The sequence below is a fragment of the Paenibacillus wynnii genome, from assembly GCF_000757885.1.
Taxonomy (GTDB): domain Bacteria; phylum Bacillota; class Bacilli; order Paenibacillales; family Paenibacillaceae; genus Paenibacillus_AQ; species Paenibacillus_AQ wynnii.
Map to the genome: position 1 here is coordinate 2,032,790 of NZ_JQCR01000002.1, position 15,874 is coordinate 2,048,663.

Here is a 15,874-nt window from a genome sequence, read left to right on the forward strand (position 1 = left end):
TCAATGAATATGTGGTTGTTCGAAAACACTTCGTCTGTGGGGGCGGTGAAGCAAGCTCTCCAGTTCAAGGATAAGCTTTGGAACTGGTTAACCGATGTCGATATGTGGATGCATGTACTTTTTTCAGGAATACGGATCATAATCATACTTATACTTTCCAGAATAATTATTAGAGTAGTCGATAATATGATTGATCGTTCTTTACAGCGTAAAATTAGTACGCGATTGCTATCTAATAGCCGAAGGTTTCAAACCGTAGGTGGGCTGCTGAAGAATGTAGTGTCTATCATTTGTAACTTTGTTGTGGTTTTTCTTATATTATCAGAATTTAACTTTAATCTCGGGCCCCTATTAGCTGGAGCAAGTGTATTAGGATTAGCCGTAGGTTTCGGTGCGCAAAGTCTCGTTAAGGATGTTATTTCCGGATTCTTTATTATCCTCGAGGATCAATTCGCCGTTGGAGATGTTATTCAGACGGGTACGTACAAGGGAACTGTAGAAATGATTGGTTTGCGCACGACCCGGCTTCTTAGCAGTACAGGTGAAGTACATATTCTCCCGAATGGTACCATTATTAATGTGACGAATTATTCGCTGGCTAACGCACTGGCTGTGGTAGATGTCCCTGTAAAGATAGAGCGGGGCCTGGAGGTTACGCTGGGAATAATAGGTGAGGCTCTCAGGGGGATTGAAGAGCGCAGCGAGAGTATATTGGCTTATCCAAGTGTGCTGGGGATACAGTCCATGAGTACTTCAGAATATGTTATACGCGTGGCCGTGAGCTGCAGGCCCAATGCCCGTGATGTAGCTGAACGTCAAATCCAGAGCGATATCAAGCAAGCGCTGGAGCGGCAAGGTGGCTTAGAGACAGGGCAGGTGTAACAAATTATCTTCTAGTTAAGGGCGGGGCACATATAGACTCCTAGGGGCAGTACAGCTTATCGGCCTAGGTGGGGTCAGTAAGTAATTGTGAGAAAGAAATCAGGAGAGGGGGCGAATGATGTGGTGGAGCGAAAGACCTTTCAGTTAGGGGATATCGTGCAGATGAAAAAGCAGCATCCATGCGGCACGAATGAGATGGAGATTATCCGTATGGGAATGGATATCCGGATTAAATGTACGGGTTGTCAGCATAGCGTCTTGATTCCCCGGGCTAAATTTGAGAAAAATATGAAGAAGGTTCTACGATCGGTAGAAGGGCCTTTAGGGCAATAATTAACTTGCAAATTAACATGCTCCATGATACAATAATTCTTGCTGCGGAGAGGTACCCAAGAGGCCCAAGGGGGCTGACTCGAAATCAGTTAGGCGTGTCACAGCGTGCGTGGGTTCGAATCCCACCCTCTCCGCCATCTTTATTCTACATAACAAATAATCTATCCTTCGTCTCTAAGGCGGAGGATTTTTGATGTCTAAAGAGCACTGTCGAACCAAAAGAAGGGCCCCTTTCGGGACCCTCCTCAGAGGCAGTACATTAATGATGTTGGAATTTCTCTGTATAAGCCGCTAATGTTACTAGGACTGCTCAGGAGTATTGCTTTTTTAAGACAATACTCTTATTACACTTCCTTGCTGACAATAGGTGCCAAATCAGAATTCCTGTGTTCGTGTTCGACTAAAACGTCCAACGGAACCACACCTCTCTTTTGTACTGCCTGAGAATAGTATGGGTTCAATAGCTGTGATTTATACATGAACCCCAAAATTAGTGCACTCGAGCTTTCTCAGCCTTTTTCCACTTACGGTTCTTGTTCGTTGTATGAGGAAAGGTGTCGCCCTTTTCCATTTCAATACGGTTTGGATGTGTGATTTGGGTATGGAAGCTCCGTGCTTCGCCTACTTCCGTATAAATTCCGGGATTTGGAGCCTTATCGCCCGCTTCATATTCTGTTTTCTCACCCATGTTATCCCTCCTCCCTTTAGAAGATAATATCCTCTATATTGTGTGTTTCCAGAGTGATCTTCATGTACTAAACCGAGTGGATATTAAAGACTGTATAATATAGCTTGCATTGACTTGTACATTTTGTTATATTCATATGGTACGAGTTTGTGTTTGTGCTCGTTCCTTGCTCCTAACATGTTTAGGGGCCTCAGACCATAAGGAGGTGAAAATTATGCGCAAATATGAAGTGATGTACATTATTCGTCCTGACATTGAGCAAGAAGTCGTTCAAGCAGCAGTCGAAAAATTCCAAGGCATCATCTCCAATGGCGGGGAAATTACAAAGCACGATGTGCAAGGTAAACGCCGTCTTGCGTATGAGATCAAGAAATTCCGTGATGGATTCTACGTTTTGGTTAACTTTACTGCAGAACCTGCAGTAGTTACTGAATTAGAACGTCTCATGAAGATTTCTGACGAAGTTATTCGTTATCTCATTACGAACGATGTAGCTTAAGATCTTGTAACGCTTTGTAACCAAAACGCTCAAAAGGAGGAGACCCTATTGTTGAACCGTATCATTCTGATTGGTCGGTTGACCCGTGACCCGGAACTTCGCTATACACCCCAAGGTGTGGCTGTAACTCAGTTTACGCTTGCCGTAGACCGTCAGTTCACAACTCAAGGCGGCGAACGCGAGGCGGACTTCATCCCGGTAGTTACCTGGAGACAGCTGGCGGAAACCTGTGCCAATTATTTGCGCAAAGGCCGACTGACAGCAGTAGAAGGACGTATCCAAGTTCGGAATTACGAGAATAATGAAGGCAAACGTGTATACGTTACTGAAGTTATTGCCGATAATGTCCGTTTCCTGGAATCTACGCAGAACCGTGAAGGTGGAAATGCTCCAAGTGGTGGCAGTGCTCCAGAAGAGCCTTCCTTCGGTGGCGGCGGCAACAGTGGACGTGGAAATAGTAACAACAATTTCCCACGTAACACCAACAATAATCAAGATCCTTTTTCGGGCGATGGAAAACCGATCGATATATCGGACGATGATTTGCCATTTTAATAAGGAAGGACTGAACAGAACATGGCTTTTAAACCAAGAGAAGGCGCTGACAACGACAAAAGACCGGCACGTCGTGGTGGACGCAACAAGCGTAAGAAAGTTTGCTTTTTCACTGTGAACAAAATTACTCACATTGATTATAAAGATACTGAGCTTCTTAAGAAGTTCATCAGCGAACGCGGAAAGATTTTGCCGCGTCGTGTAACAGGAACTAGTGCAAAATATCAACGTGCTCTGACAATCGCTGTTAAGCGCTCGCGTCAAATCGCGCTGCTGCCTTACACAACGGAATAGGATGCTCGTTCAAGACAGCCGGGAAGTCGGCTGTCTTTTTATTTTCTCCCATAAGAACCGATTCTGCCCCTTAAAGGGGTTTTTTGCGCGTCTGATGTAAATTGAATATAATAACGGAGTGTACGGTATAATTTGGGTGCTGAATTGCTTTGTATCTGTTTGACCTCAGCATAGGAATGTAGTAAATTACAAGTATCCTATAACTAAAGGGGAAATTTTGATGTTGGTGACCGTTCTTAACTAAGCAATTTCATATCACCTTAAAGTAATAGCAGAAGACTCTTTTTTTGGCGACATTACATGCCTTGTTTGAGTCTGTGTCACTGCAAAGCTTTGTTACTTGAAGGGTGGATGATTAGTTAAGAACACGCGAAGCGTCAAATGGCCTCTTTACGGCTGTTTCTCTTTGTGATAAACCGTGCTCTTGCAGCACGGTTTTTTCTGTTTTCAGGTGACTTTGGGGCATCCGTTCAGGGAAAACTTGAAAAGACAAGAGAAACACTTAACAAATGAGGGCGAAGACTGCCGTAGTGGCATTCTTTGCCCTTTTTTTGTGCTATCGGAGAATTGCGAGGGTTGATAACAGGAACAGAGCCAAAGGAGGAAATAATGATGAATTCACAAAGCTTACGTACCCTTGAATACCAACAAATTAAAGAGGACTTGGCGCGCTATGCCGTATCTTATGCCGGGAAAGAGCATATCAGCAATTTACACCCTATGAAGTACCTGACGTCCATACACAGGGCCATGGAAGAGACGGCGGAGGCTAAGGAACTGCTTGAAAAGGGATCCAGTATCCCGCTTCCTTCTCTGGATGGGATTGAATGGATCATGTCGCTGATGGGAACAGGATATCTCTATAATGAGCAGGATTTCACGGCCGTTGGGACTTTTCTAAAGAGCTGCACGCAACTCCGTAAATACATGGCCTCCAAGGAACATACTGCGCCACGGATAGGGGCCTATGCTTCCTCACTGCTAGAGCTGAGTCATGTGAAGGATGAAATTACCCGCTGTATCCGCTTTGGATCTATTGATGACGGGGCCAGTAAGGGATTGGAAAAAGTTCGCAAGAGGCTGACCGTAGCCAAAGAGCGGCTCTATAAGAAGATTGAAGGTGTCATGTCGCGGCATCAGTCCATTCTTCAGGAGAATATCTACAGCATGCGGAATGGACGCTACGTAATTCCTGTGAAACGTGAATATCATAAGCAGGTAAAGGGTTTCGTACTGGATCAATCGACAAGTGGGCAAACGGTGTTCGTAGAGCCGGATGAGATTGCTGTCTTACAAGGAGATCTGGATTTGTTGCTTGCTGATGAGGCTCGGGAAGAAGCGATAATCTTAGGTCATTTAACGGATCTGGTTGAGCGTGAGGGGGTCTCTCTACGGCTTAACATTGAAGTGACGGGTACGTATGACTTTATATTTGCCAAAGCAAAGTATGCCCGTTCTCTGGGTGCCATAGCGGTTGCGTTAAATGAACGTGGATTTATGCGGATGAATGGGGGAAGACACCCCATGCTGCAAGGAATGGTACCGATTAGTCTGGAATTTGGAAAAGGATATAAATCCCTCATTGTAACCGGGCCAAACACCGGTGGAAAGACTGTAGTCCTCAAAACTCTCGGTATCCTAACCCTGATGGCCCAATCTGGAATGCTCATTCCGGTGGAAGAGGGTAGCGAATTTACCATTTTCTCAGAGGTTATGAGTGTTATCGGTGACGGTCAGAGCTTGGCTCAGTCACTAAGTACTTTTTCTGCACAGATGAAGAGCATAGAGGAAATGCTTCGCGGCGCCGGTAAGGGTGTGCTGCTGCTCATTGATGAATTGGCCGCTGGTACGGACCCTGGTGAAGGTATAGCGCTATCTACCGCTCTTCTGGAGGAGCTAAGCCGCAGAGGTGCGAATATTATTGTCACAACTCATTTTAATGAGTTAAAAGCCTTCGCGGCTGCCACGCCGGGATTCCAAAATGCGCGAATGGAGTTTGACAAGGATACTCTACAGCCTTTATATCGGTTGACCATTGGTGAAGCAGGTGAGAGCTACGCACTGCAAATTGCCGAGAAGCTGGGAATTGATCTGTCCGTTATTGAGCGCTCACGGCAAATTGTAAAAGAACAGCGTGAAGGGCAGCGGGATCGGGAAGCTTATTTGCAGCGAAGACCATTGACCGAGCATACAACGTATAATGAGGCTGAAAAGGAGCCGCTGCTCCAACCAACGGATACAGGAATTGTTGACGTTGAAGTCCAAGCCGAAGATGTCGATGAGAAAGAACCGGATGAGAAGGCGCTGCCGCACTCTTTTAAGGTTGGGGATGCGGTGTACGTCAGCTCAATGGGGAGAACGGGAATTGTTTTTGAGAGAAAAAACAGTCTAGGTATGGTTGGTGTCATGATTCAGAAGCAAAAAATGTTCGTCAACCACAAGCGACTAAAACCGTATATTTCTAAAGATGAGCTGTACCCGGACGATTATGATTTCGATATTATTTTTGAGAGCAAGGAGAATCGGAAGAAAAAGAAGCTGATGCAGCGGAAATATGTAGAGGGATTAAGTATTGTTTATGATGGAGATGACAGCTGAACAACCCCACTAATACTCAGGAGAGTCTGTCCATGCGGCAGGCTCTTTTTGAGATATGCAATAATTTACAAATTGTAGGATGTTAAATTTTTTGTTAAGGTTAATATTTATTCCACCCGTAGGATAAAAAAGATATTCAATTTACCATTGGTTTATTATAGTAACTATAGGCAGTATTCACTAAGTTTCTGATCAGTAACGGAAGGGAAGGAACACATGAACAATAAGATAAGAAGTGGAGCCATGCTGATGTTACTCTGGGTGCTGGTGCTATCGGCATGTTCCGGAACTGTAACCCCAGGGAATTCGGCAGGTGGAGACGGGGCTCCCGGAATGACAGATTCTAAGGGAAACGCTCAACCGGAGGCTGGCGGCATCATTACTTATGGTTACTCCTCCCCGTTTCAGGGATTGTTCGAGCCTGCTTTTTACGAAGGGGATGACGATCTTTACGCACTGGAATTCACTACAGAATCTATGTTTGCGGTAAAAGATGATTTAACCACAGTACCTAACATTGCGACTTGGCAGGAATCCGAGGATCACAGAACATTCACTTTTAAAATCAAACCCGGTGTTCGATGGCATAATGGGGATGAATTGACGGTGGAGGATTGGAAATTTGCGTTTGAAGTGATTGCTAGTCCTGATTATTCCGGGCCGCGTTATTATAGTGTGGAAATGATCCAGGGTGTAGAGGCTTACCATACAGGAAAAGCTACAACCATTAGCGGTTTAACCGTTATTGACCCTTATACCTTAAGAATTACAGTAACTTCCGCGCGCGTGAACACCATTGATAACCTATGGTCTTATCCGATGAACAAAAAATATTATACGGGCATACCTGTTAAAGAAATGGAAGACAGCAGTCAGATGAGGGTCAATCCTATCGGAATTGGACCTTTTATGATTACAAGCATTAAGCCGGGTGAATACGTTGAGATGAAGCGTTTCGACGATTACTACAAGGGGAAGCCTCTGCTTGACGGAGTTCTTTACAAGGTGTTCGATGACAAACAGATCGTAGAGCTCTTTAAACAAGGCGCCATTGATATGGAGGATGCTCCCCGTGATGCCTATGAGCAGCTTAAGAATCTGGAAAATGTGAATCTGCTGCAGACCCCCGAGCTGTCGTATGAATATATAGGCTTCAAATTCGGGTCTTGGGATAATAAAGAGGAAATCATTAAGATGGACAACCCTAAATTTGCTGATAAAAGATTACGCCAGGCGATGTATTATTCGCTCGACCGGGCCAGTCTGATTAAAAATTATTCTTACGGCTTAGGTAAACTTGTCGAGACCCCGATCCCAGGGACGAGCTGGGCTAAAATTCCTGATGACCAAATTAATCAATATCCTTATAATCCAGCTAAAGCTAAAGATCTGCTCAATGAAGCGGGCTATATCGATACTAATAAAGACGGGTTGCGTGAAGATCCTAAAGGGAACCCCTTCGTAATTAACTATGACGGTATGATAGGCAGCGCCATGGCTGAGTCACGTACAGAGGCTATTCTACAGAACTGGCGAGAAGTGGGTTTGGATGTAAGACTAAATGGAGGAAACCTTAAGGAACTAAATCCTTTCTATGATGCTGTGGAGAACGACGACCCCACTGTAGAGTTATTTAATGGAGTATGGGGATTAGCAAGCGATCCAGATCCATCCGGACTCTGGAGAAAGGACGATCCGTGGAATTACCCGCGTTGGTCCTCCGAAAGAAATGAAGAACTGATCCGTGCCGGTGTGAACATGAAGTCATTTGACAAGGAATACCGGAAGCAAGTGTATTATGACTGGCAGAAATATATTAATGAGGAAGTGCCGATGATTTTTGTTGCTGAACGTGAATCTATAATCCCTGTGAATAAGCGTCTTCAGGGGGTTCATGTTAATTCTATGAGCACTATTATTGAACCTGCAAAATGGTGGATTAAGGATGTGGATTAGCGGAGGTTTCTTCCTTAGCTTTTGTGGTGATAGGACTAATATAAAGAAAAATTAATATTTTTTCGGAAAATGAAATCAAAACGCTGTTTCATTCGTCATATATAATATGGGGGAATTTATTTGATGAAGAGACGGAATGTAATTTGGGGTTCAGCAGTTCTGTTGATCGCAACCCTGTTCATAGTTTACAAGACGGGCGTATTTGATTATAAACCTAATATTAAGTCTAGCGCGGCAGTGCTCATGGATATGAATACCGGCCATATTTGGATGGATGTGAACGGGGATGCCTCTATGCCTCCAGCCAGTATGTCTAAGATGATGACCGAGTTGATTGTACTTGACCGTATATCCGAAGGCAAAAGCCGCTGGGAAGAAAGAGTTCCAATTAGTTTATATGCCAGCAGTGTCGGTGGTGTAACGCTGTCTCTCTATCACGGTGAAACGTACACAGTGCGTGAGCTCTTTCAGGGAATAGCTGTATATTCAGCGAATGATGCGGCTGTAGCCCTAGCAGAGCATATAGCGGGATCGGAGAACTCTTTTGTAGTTATGATGAATAATAAAGCCCGCAGCCTGGGATTGTCCCCAAGGTCTTCATTCGCGAACGCTTCGGGACTTTCGGGTAAAGATTTAGGTCCGAATCGCCCGCCCGGGTATGTTACCGGAGAGACTATGCTGACTGCTAAAGACGCGGCTAGACTTGCCATGGCTCTAATTCATACGCATCCCGAAGTGCTCAACACCTCCAGTCTGACTCAAATGAAACTAACGGGCAAAGGCTTGTATGTAAGCAATATGAACTCTATGCTCCCTGAGATGGGCGGTGCGTATGCCTATGAAGGAAATGACGGGTTAAAAACTGGTTTTGATAGCCGAACCGGTTACTGCTTTGCAGGAACTGCTCACCGGGACGGACAACGTTTGGTAGCCGTAGTGATGGGCGCTAAAACCAACCAGGAGCGTTTTGAAGAGACAGCCAAACTGTTCGATTACGGATTTTACCTAAGTATGTCTTGGGAATCAAGAGTCAAACATATACTGTACAAATTGTAATCATGAATAGATATGAAGAATCGGCCTGTCGATTTTTGTTGTTTCTTTTTATTTAAGTGATTACAATAGAAATGTTGTTTATCATCCCTAGTCCTTATTTTTATTTCAGAACAAAGAAGGAATTAATCCAATGAAAAAAATGAAAAAAAGATACATTGCTCTTATTGTTGTTCTGCTGATTGCAGCCGGAGCTTTTCTCTTCCGCAAACCGTTGACTGTGCTGGCTTTTGATTTATTCTTGTCAGACCAAGTCAAGGCAACGCTGGAAAGTAAATCCTACGTACCATTGGTCAACGAGAACAATTCAATTAAGCCCGAGCCCATTGCGTACAAAAATGAGCCGTTTTCTCTAATGCTGTTGGGTACGGATCAGCGTGGCAACGAAACGGCGCGTTCGGATACTATGATTTATGCTGTTGTCCGCCCAGAGGATGCTAAGGTCCTGCTGATCTCGATTCCGCGGGATACGTACACAGAGATTATAGGACATGATGACAATAAGAAGGATAAAATCACTCATTCCTATGCCTTCGGAGGGCAACAAATGGCTAAAGATACACTCGAAGCTCTTCTCGGCCATGATATTGAGTATTATGCCACCATTAACTTTCAAGGGTTGAAGGATGTAGTAGATGCGATTGGCGGCGTTCCGCTGCCGATTAAGAAAGATATCGTTAATAAAGGCAAGGATCACGAAAAGTTTACGATTGTCGGTGGGAAATCCAGCTATAGTGGTGTAGATGCTCTAAACTACGTAAGATACCGTGAGGATAGCGATTTCAACCGCACGAAGCGACAACAGGTATTTCTTGATGTAGCCGCGAATAAGATGTTATCATTCAATCAAATTGCAAATATCTCATCACTGCTCGACATTATGGGTGAAAACTTCAAGACCGACATGCAGCCTTCTATGATAATTAGTCTAGCTAAAAAAATCATGGGCGGTAAAGAGATGGATATCTCCAGCTTCACGGTAATGGGAGAAGGTACCCGTATTGGCGGAGTATTCTATGATATCGTTAATGAAGAGGATTTGAGTAATGCCAAGCTGTTGATTGATAACTGGATGAACGCCGGAACACCTATCGATCAGCTAATTGAACCCGGAAAAGCAGGGGACGCACTAGAGCCTACCTCAACGCCGGGAGCACAATAGTACGGTTTAATCGTATAATAGAGTATGCCATCTGCAGCAGCATGGGGAATGTTACCGGCTGCTGCTTGTTGTCTTTATGGTATAATATTCTGGAACTATTTATCAGTCTCTACGTATAAATACAAAGGCTCTTATGGTTAGAGTAAGGTAAGGAACGGAAATTCCTTCGTAATTCTTTGGGGAGGACTAGACATGAATATTGCATTTTTTCTACTTCCTAAACAGGAAGTAACCTGTGTAACCCTGGATTCAACGTTGCGGCAGACGCTGGAGCGGATGGAATATCATCGTTACACCGCAATTCCCATCCTAAATCGGAATGGTGAGTACGCAGGTACAGTAACTGAGGGTGATTTACTCTGGTACATGAAAGACTCAAATGGGAAGGTTACCTTTGAGACCGCTTCTAGGTTTCTGCTAAAGGATGTGCCGCTTAGAATGAATAATAAGCAGGTATCAATTGATGCGGATATGGAAGATTTGATTAATCTGGCAAAGGTCCAGAATTTTGTCCCCGTAGTTGATGATATGAATCGGTTTATAGGTATTGTGCGCCGGAGTCAAATCATTGAATATTGTGAGAAATTTGTTTCAAGGCAATCCATGGAATCGATATAATGATCTCGGTGATGGAAACAGAAGTAAAGTAAGCCCAGGCCTGTATTTCCGGCAATAACGGAATGCGGGCCTTTTTTGAAAAAAAGAGGGGTATTATGCTGCCGGGGGGCGCTTGCGCCTATGCAAAATTTTTATGCTATAATGGAGAATAAAGCTTTTTGCCGGAGGTAGAGAACCGTGTCAAATGTGCCGAAGGATTTAGATGTTGCCAAAAGGGCCAAGGTTATTGAATGGCTAAAGACGGAAGTTATTGATCAAGTATCCCGATTATTTAAGGCTTTATGGGAGGGCAGTACTGCCCGAGTGGGTGACAGCTTGGCCAGTTTGATGATGAGCTCTTATATTCTGGGGAGAAGACTTGGGATTCCCTATCGTGAGCTTGACGATTTACTGCTAGAGAAGCTTAGGAAGCACAAGCAAGAAGGCCACCAATTGGAAGAGTCCTACAAAGATATATCTGCTTTAGAAGAACATATGCGTAAGAGGTGAATACTGTTGAAATTTCGTTGGACATCCATGGCATGGAGCATTGCATACCTGCTTCTGCTGCTATCCTTGTCAACCCCATTGCTTATTATTACAACCCTGTTTCTGATCATTCCACCGGTAGTGCTGTTCACAACTTTGAACACACGGCAATTCATATTGCACATCCTTCCGGTATGGCTCATTGTTGGCCTTATTTCACCTGTGTACGTATTGATGGCAGTGTATCTGTTGGTTCCGGCGCTAGTGATGGGCCGATGGTACAGGAAACGTGATTCTGCGCAATCCACTGTAATCGCGGGCATGTTGGCCATTCTCTGCGAATTTCTGCTGTTGCTATTCATCGGAAAGACTGTATTTAATTTTGATCTTTACAATTATGTAAATGAAGTATTAGCGGTAACTCCCTTGATCGGTATGGGTATGGGAGACTTAGGCTGGACCTCCGAAGAAATTCGGGAGCTTAGTGTCATGACCATCCAGATGATTCCAATGACGCTAATCATTAGTTCGGCTATGATTGCTGTAATAACCCACTCTATTGTCCGTCCAATTCTGAACAGTATGAACTATGCGGTACCAAAGATGAAGCCATTACGGGACTGGAGACTTCCAAGATCATTTATTTGGTACTATCTGGTCGGTTTTATTGTTCTTATGATCTTCTCCGGCTCCGATAACAGCTACATGTTAATGATTTCTGCTAACCTGCTACCGTTATTACAGCTAGGATTCAAGATTCAAGCAATTGGATTTTTCTTTTTTGTAGCGCATGAACGGAAATGGAACAAGGTATTCCCGATTTTGCTGGCGATCCCAGTTGTTTTGCTACCATCGCTATGGATCATCGGTATTATTGATTTGGTCTTTCCGCTGCGCGAGCGTGTCACGAAATCGAAACGATAGGGTGAGGGTTCATGCCTAAATTTCTACAAAAACGCTGGCACGGCTATCACACCGTATGGGCGTTTATGCTGCTGCTTGTGCTTATTATAGTTATCAGCATTTATAACTGGGTTCTTGGCGTGACCAGCTTGTTTCTAGCCGGTACCTTCTGCTTCACTATGTTGAAAACGGAAATCTCCTTCCGGCGCAGCCTTGTGGAATATATAAATGGCCTATCTTTTCGTATCAAGCGGGTAGAGGGCGAAGCGGTCAGCATGCTGCCGCTAGGGATTATTCTCTACAGTGAGGATCGAACGGTCGAATGGAATAATCGTCATGCAGGTGACATCTTCTCTAGAAAATCGCTGGTAGGTGAATCACTTCAGGAAATACTGCCCGAAGTGATCGCCTCCTTTCAAGCGACTGTACCGAATAAAAGGGAATTGAATAAGGATTCCGTAAAGGACCTTTCGTTAAAGGATCAAAGGGTAGAAATTACAGTAGATGAGTGCCACTATCAAGCTGTAGTGATTCCTAGTGAACGGCTCCTATATCTGTATGATATTACAGAGCTTGTGGTGCTCCGTGAACGGTACGAGGAAGAGAAGCTGGCTCTGGGTATTCTTCTTATGGACAATCTCGATGAATCGGCGCAGGGGATGGATGATCAGCAGCGCACCTCGCTAATTGCCAAAGTCACCAGCGAGATCACCGATTGGGCCAAGCAATTTGATGTTTACTTGCGCCGTCTATCCTCGGAGCGTTATCTAATGATGCTCAACCACCGGAATCTACAGGCTCTGGAAGAAAGCCGCTTTGTTATTCTAGATGAAGTGCGGGAAATGACAGCCGATCTAAAAGTGCCTATGACGCTGAGTATTGGGCTGGCGTTTGGGGCCGAATCCGCTAGTGAGCTGGGTGCCCTGGCACAGTCGAGTCTAGATATGGCTCTTGGCCGTGGGGGCGATCAGGCGGCAGTTAAAGCCGGTCAGCGGCTGTCCTTCTACGGCGGCAAGAGCAACGCTGCGGAGAAGCGGACCCGGGTTAGAGCTCGCGTTATTGCACATGCTCTACGCGATTTGATGCAAGAGAGTGACCGGGTGCTCATTATGGGACATCGGACTCCGGACATTGATTCGGTGGGTGCTGCAATCGGATTGTTAAAAGCTGCACAAATGTACAATGTAGAAGCAAATATCGTCATGGAAGGTCCTAATCCTTCGATCACCCGGATGATTGACGAGATCCGTAAGGATGAGGAGCTGTACAAGTCCTTCATCCCGACGGAGCAAGCCCTGCAGATCATGACTGAGCATACTTTGCTGATTGTTGTGGATACCCATAAGGCCTCTATGACTATGGAGCCTCGGCTTGTTCAATATGCCAGTCGGATTGTAGTGGTGGACCATCATCGCAGAGGTGAGGAATTCATAAACGATGCTGTATTGGTCTATCTGGAGCCTTATGCATCGTCCACCTGTGAGCTTGTTACGGAGCTGCTGCAATATATTCATGAAAAGGTAAAGCTCACTCCGTTGGAGGCGACAATGCTGCTTGCCGGCATTACGGTAGATACGAAGCAGTTCGCTCTTCATACCGGATCAAGAACCTTTGAAGCAGCCGGATTTCTACGGAGGATTGGTGCGGATACGATTTTAATTCAGCGTATGCTGAAGGAGGATTTACAGGAGTATCTCTCCAAAGCTGAAATTATCAAGCATGCCCGTATGGTATATGATCATATAGCGCTGTGTGTTACGGTCCCCGGAATGAAAATTCCGCAGCTGTTGATTGCACAGACCGCTGACACGCTGCTAGGGATGACGAATGTTTTTGCTTCGTTCGTAATCAGTGAGCGGCCGGACGGCTTGATAGGCATTAGTGCTAGGTCTTTGGGGCGAATGAATGTCCAGGTGGTTATGGAGAAGCTGGGCGGTGGCGGGCATTTGTCTAATGCAGCGGTGCAGCTAGAAGGAACAGGCAAAGAAGCGGAAGCCAGACTGCTGAGTGTGCTGGCCGAAATTGAAGCGAAAGAGGGGCTATTCGAATGAAGGTCATTTTTATGAAAGATGTTAAAGGGCAAGGTAAGAAAGGTCAGGTTAAAGAGGTATCTGAAGGATACGCAGCTAATTTCCTGCTGCCGCGGGGCTTGGTACGTCCAGCAACTGACGGTAATGTAAAGACGTTGGAGAATCAGGCTGCAGCCGAACAACGTAAAAAGGATAACGAGAAGGAAGAAGCACAGAATCTTGCGAACAAATTGAACGAGCTAACCCTGAACATGAAGGCAAAAGCCGGTGAGGGCGGCCGTTTATTCGGGGCTATTACGAGCAAACAAATTGCTGAGACCTTGGCTTCGGTACAAGGAATTGTTATTGATAAAAGAAAAATTGAGCTAAGTGAGCCGATTCGCCATCTGGGTGTAATTCAAGTGATTGTGAAGCTGCATACCGAGGTAAAGGCTACGCTTAAGGTTCAGGTAACGGAGGAATAATATGGGTGGTGATCTCTTTTTCGATCGGATTCCACCGCAAAATCTGGAGGCAGAGCAGGCGGTAATCGGTGCGGTTCTTTTGCAGGACGAAGCGTTAATCACCGCCATGGAGCGTGTGGATACCGAAGACTTCTACGATAAGCCGCATCAATTGATTTTTGAGGCGATGGTACAACTCGGAGAAGAGAGCCAGCCGATAGATCTGGTTACGCTGACGTCCAGACTGCAGGATAAAGGTCAGTTGGAGGAAATCGGTGGAGTAAGCTACCTAGCGAAGTTGGCGCATGCCGTGCCTACAGCAGCGAATGTAGAATATTACGCGCAGATTATTGAGGAAAAAGCCATGCTGCGGAGGCTGATCCGCACAGCAACACAGATTGTAAGCGAAGGCTACACCGGCGGCGAAGATGTCGGGAATATGCTGAGTGACGCCGAACGCCGGATCTTGGAAATATCCAACCGGAGAAGCGGTAGTGGCTTTGTCAACATCCGTGATGTATTAATGCAGGTATTTGATCGTGTGGAGCTGCTTCATCAGAACAAAGGGGGGACCTCCGGTATCCCTACGGGCTTCGCAGATTTGGATAAGATGACCAATGGTTTTCAACGCAATGATCTTATCATTGTAGCAGCACGTCCTTCGGTTGGTAAAACGGCCTTTGCGCTCAATATCGCTCAGAATGTAGGGGTGAGAGCCAAGGAAACCGTAGCTATATTCAGTCTGGAAATGTCCGCGCCTCAGCTAGTACAGCGGATGATTTGTGCCGAAGCGAATCTGGACGCTAACATTATGCGTACAGGTGACTTCAAAAGTGATGATGATTGGTCAAAGCTGACGATGGGGATTCAATCCTTATCTGAATCGGAGATTTACATTGATGATACACCTGGTATCACGGTTACAGATATTCGTGCCAAATGCCGCCGGCTTAAGAAAGAGAAAGGGCTAGGCATGATCGTCATTGACTATTTGCAGCTCATTCAAGGCCGTGGCAAAGGCGGAGAGAACCGTCAGCAGGAGGTTTCTGAAATCTCCCGTACACTTAAGCAGATTGCCCGTGAGCTAGATGTCCCGGTTATTGCATTGTCACAGCTTAGCCGTGGAGTGGAGCAGCGTCAGGATAAACGTCCAATGATGAGTGACTTGCGTGAGTCGGGTTCGATCGAGCAGGATGCCGATATCGTAGCCTTCCTGTATCGGGATGATTACTACGACAAGGAATCGGAAAAGAAAAATATTATTGAAATTATCCTTGCTAAACAGCGTAACGGTCCCGTGGGGACGGTCGAGTTAGTGTTTTTGAAAAATTTCAACAAGTTCGTTAACTACGAGCGGGCACATGCCGAACCATTTGCTGGCTAAGCTAATAA

Annotated in this window: 16 protein-coding genes and 1 tRNA gene; 16 read left to right on the forward strand and 1 reads right to left on the reverse strand. The window is 45.3% G+C overall.

The window, feature by feature from the left end; all coding sequences use genetic code 11:
* The first annotated feature begins 3 nt into the window (after positions 1-3).
* The 3 genes from PWYN_RS11690 (at position 4) to PWYN_RS11700 (ending at position 1,352) form a co-directional block, all read left to right on the forward strand.
* On the forward strand, positions 4-882 hold the full coding sequence (locus tag PWYN_RS11690) for a mechanosensitive ion channel family protein (RefSeq protein WP_052087896.1): 879 nt from the start codon (positions 4-6) through the stop codon (positions 880-882).
* 123 nt (positions 883-1,005) lie between these two features.
* Positions 1,006-1,215, forward strand: a complete 210-nt coding sequence (locus PWYN_RS11695) for a DUF951 domain-containing protein (protein WP_036653721.1) — start codon at positions 1,006-1,008, stop codon at positions 1,213-1,215.
* 46 nt (positions 1,216-1,261) lie between these two features.
* Positions 1,262-1,352, forward strand: a tRNA-Ser gene (locus PWYN_RS11700).
* A 353-nt stretch (positions 1,353-1,705) separates the two neighbouring features.
* Here the strand turns inward: PWYN_RS11700 and PWYN_RS11705 are convergent.
* The gene (locus PWYN_RS11705; protein WP_036651758.1) at positions 1,706-1,903 is read right to left on the reverse strand and encodes a YjzC family protein; all 198 of its coding nucleotides are present in this window, start codon (positions 1,901-1,903) and stop codon (positions 1,706-1,708) included.
* A 214-nt stretch (positions 1,904-2,117) separates the two neighbouring features.
* Here PWYN_RS11705 and rpsF point away from each other — a divergent pair, with 214 nt between their 5' ends.
* The 13 genes from rpsF to dnaB all read left to right on the forward strand — a co-directional run bounded on the left by rpsF (position 2,118) and on the right by dnaB (position 15,866).
* Complete coding sequence (gene rpsF, locus PWYN_RS11710; RefSeq protein WP_036651761.1) at positions 2,118-2,402, forward strand: 30S ribosomal protein S6; 285 nt, start codon at positions 2,118-2,120, stop codon at positions 2,400-2,402.
* 48 nt (positions 2,403-2,450) lie between these two features.
* A complete protein-coding gene (gene ssb / locus PWYN_RS11715) occupies positions 2,451-2,957 on the forward strand; it encodes a single-stranded DNA-binding protein (RefSeq protein ID WP_036651764.1) in 507 nt (168 codons plus the stop codon).
* Positions 2,958-2,978: 21 nt separating this feature from the next.
* Positions 2,979-3,251: a 30S ribosomal protein S18 gene (gene rpsR / locus PWYN_RS11720; RefSeq protein WP_036651767.1), complete on the forward strand. Its 273-nt coding sequence runs from the start codon at positions 2,979-2,981 to the stop codon at positions 3,249-3,251.
* Between the two features lie 612 nt (positions 3,252-3,863).
* On the forward strand, positions 3,864-5,849 hold the full coding sequence (locus tag PWYN_RS11725; RefSeq protein WP_036651770.1) for an endonuclease MutS2: 1,986 nt from the start codon (positions 3,864-3,866) through the stop codon (positions 5,847-5,849).
* 216 nt (positions 5,850-6,065) lie between these two features.
* Complete coding sequence (opp4A, locus tag PWYN_RS11730; protein ID WP_036651772.1) at positions 6,066-7,805, forward strand: oligopeptide ABC transporter substrate-binding protein; 1,740 nt, start codon at positions 6,066-6,068, stop codon at positions 7,803-7,805.
* A gap of 123 nt (positions 7,806-7,928) precedes the next feature.
* Positions 7,929-8,861, forward strand: coding sequence for a D-alanyl-D-alanine carboxypeptidase family protein (locus PWYN_RS11735; RefSeq protein ID WP_036651774.1), 933 nt, complete (start codon positions 7,929-7,931; stop codon positions 8,859-8,861).
* 130 nt (positions 8,862-8,991) lie between these two features.
* The gene (locus PWYN_RS11740) at positions 8,992-10,020 is read left to right on the forward strand and encodes an LCP family protein (protein WP_036651776.1); all 1,029 of its coding nucleotides are present in this window, start codon (positions 8,992-8,994) and stop codon (positions 10,018-10,020) included.
* Positions 10,021-10,212: 192 nt separating this feature from the next.
* Complete coding sequence (locus PWYN_RS11745) at positions 10,213-10,638, forward strand: CBS domain-containing protein (protein WP_036651778.1); 426 nt, start codon at positions 10,213-10,215, stop codon at positions 10,636-10,638.
* Between the two features lie 186 nt (positions 10,639-10,824).
* Positions 10,825-11,127 (forward strand): MazG-like family protein, encoded by a 303-nt coding sequence (locus tag PWYN_RS11750; RefSeq protein ID WP_205622762.1) that lies wholly within the window; start codon positions 10,825-10,827, stop codon positions 11,125-11,127.
* A gap of 6 nt (positions 11,128-11,133) precedes the next feature.
* On the forward strand, positions 11,134-12,030 hold the full coding sequence (locus PWYN_RS11755; RefSeq protein ID WP_036651782.1) for a DUF2232 domain-containing protein: 897 nt from the start codon (positions 11,134-11,136) through the stop codon (positions 12,028-12,030).
* Between the two features lie 11 nt (positions 12,031-12,041).
* On the forward strand, positions 12,042-14,060 hold the full coding sequence (locus tag PWYN_RS11760; protein ID WP_036651784.1) for a DHH family phosphoesterase: 2,019 nt from the start codon (positions 12,042-12,044) through the stop codon (positions 14,058-14,060).
* On the forward strand, positions 14,057-14,503 hold the full coding sequence (gene rplI, locus PWYN_RS11765) for a 50S ribosomal protein L9 (RefSeq protein WP_036651787.1): 447 nt from the start codon (positions 14,057-14,059) through the stop codon (positions 14,501-14,503). The genes PWYN_RS11760 and rplI overlap by 4 nt, the downstream gene beginning before the upstream one ends.
* 1 nt (position 14,504) lies before the next feature.
* Positions 14,505-15,866, forward strand: coding sequence for a replicative DNA helicase (gene dnaB, locus PWYN_RS11770; protein ID WP_036651788.1), 1,362 nt, complete (start codon positions 14,505-14,507; stop codon positions 15,864-15,866).
* Positions 15,867-15,874 lie beyond the last annotated feature (8 nt).

What these genes read in the sequence shown, in the direction of transcription:
- PWYN_RS11690 (WP_052087896.1), top strand. Translation starts at nt 4, where the DNA reads ATGAATATGTGGTTGTTCGAAAACACTTCGTCTGTGGGGGCGGTGAAG.
- PWYN_RS11705 (WP_036651758.1), bottom strand. Translation starts at nt 1,903, where the DNA reads ATGGGTGAGAAAACAGAATATGAAGCGGGCGATAAGGCTCCAAATCCC.
- rpsF (WP_036651761.1), top strand. Translation starts at nt 2,118, where the DNA reads ATGCGCAAATATGAAGTGATGTACATTATTCGTCCTGACATTGAGCAA.
- rpsR (WP_036651767.1), top strand. Translation starts at nt 2,979, where the DNA reads ATGGCTTTTAAACCAAGAGAAGGCGCTGACAACGACAAAAGACCGGCA.
- PWYN_RS11725 (WP_036651770.1), top strand. Translation starts at nt 3,864, where the DNA reads ATGAATTCACAAAGCTTACGTACCCTTGAATACCAACAAATTAAAGAG.
- opp4A (WP_036651772.1), top strand. Translation starts at nt 6,066, where the DNA reads ATGAACAATAAGATAAGAAGTGGAGCCATGCTGATGTTACTCTGGGTG.
- PWYN_RS11735 (WP_036651774.1), top strand. Translation starts at nt 7,929, where the DNA reads ATGAAGAGACGGAATGTAATTTGGGGTTCAGCAGTTCTGTTGATCGCA.
- PWYN_RS11740 (WP_036651776.1), top strand. Translation starts at nt 8,992, where the DNA reads ATGAAAAAAATGAAAAAAAGATACATTGCTCTTATTGTTGTTCTGCTG.
- PWYN_RS11745 (WP_036651778.1), top strand. Translation starts at nt 10,213, where the DNA reads ATGAATATTGCATTTTTTCTACTTCCTAAACAGGAAGTAACCTGTGTA.
- PWYN_RS11760 (WP_036651784.1), top strand. Translation starts at nt 12,042, where the DNA reads ATGCCTAAATTTCTACAAAAACGCTGGCACGGCTATCACACCGTATGG.
- rplI (WP_036651787.1), top strand. Translation starts at nt 14,057, where the DNA reads ATGAAGGTCATTTTTATGAAAGATGTTAAAGGGCAAGGTAAGAAAGGT.
- dnaB (WP_036651788.1), top strand. Translation starts at nt 14,505, where the DNA reads ATGGGTGGTGATCTCTTTTTCGATCGGATTCCACCGCAAAATCTGGAG.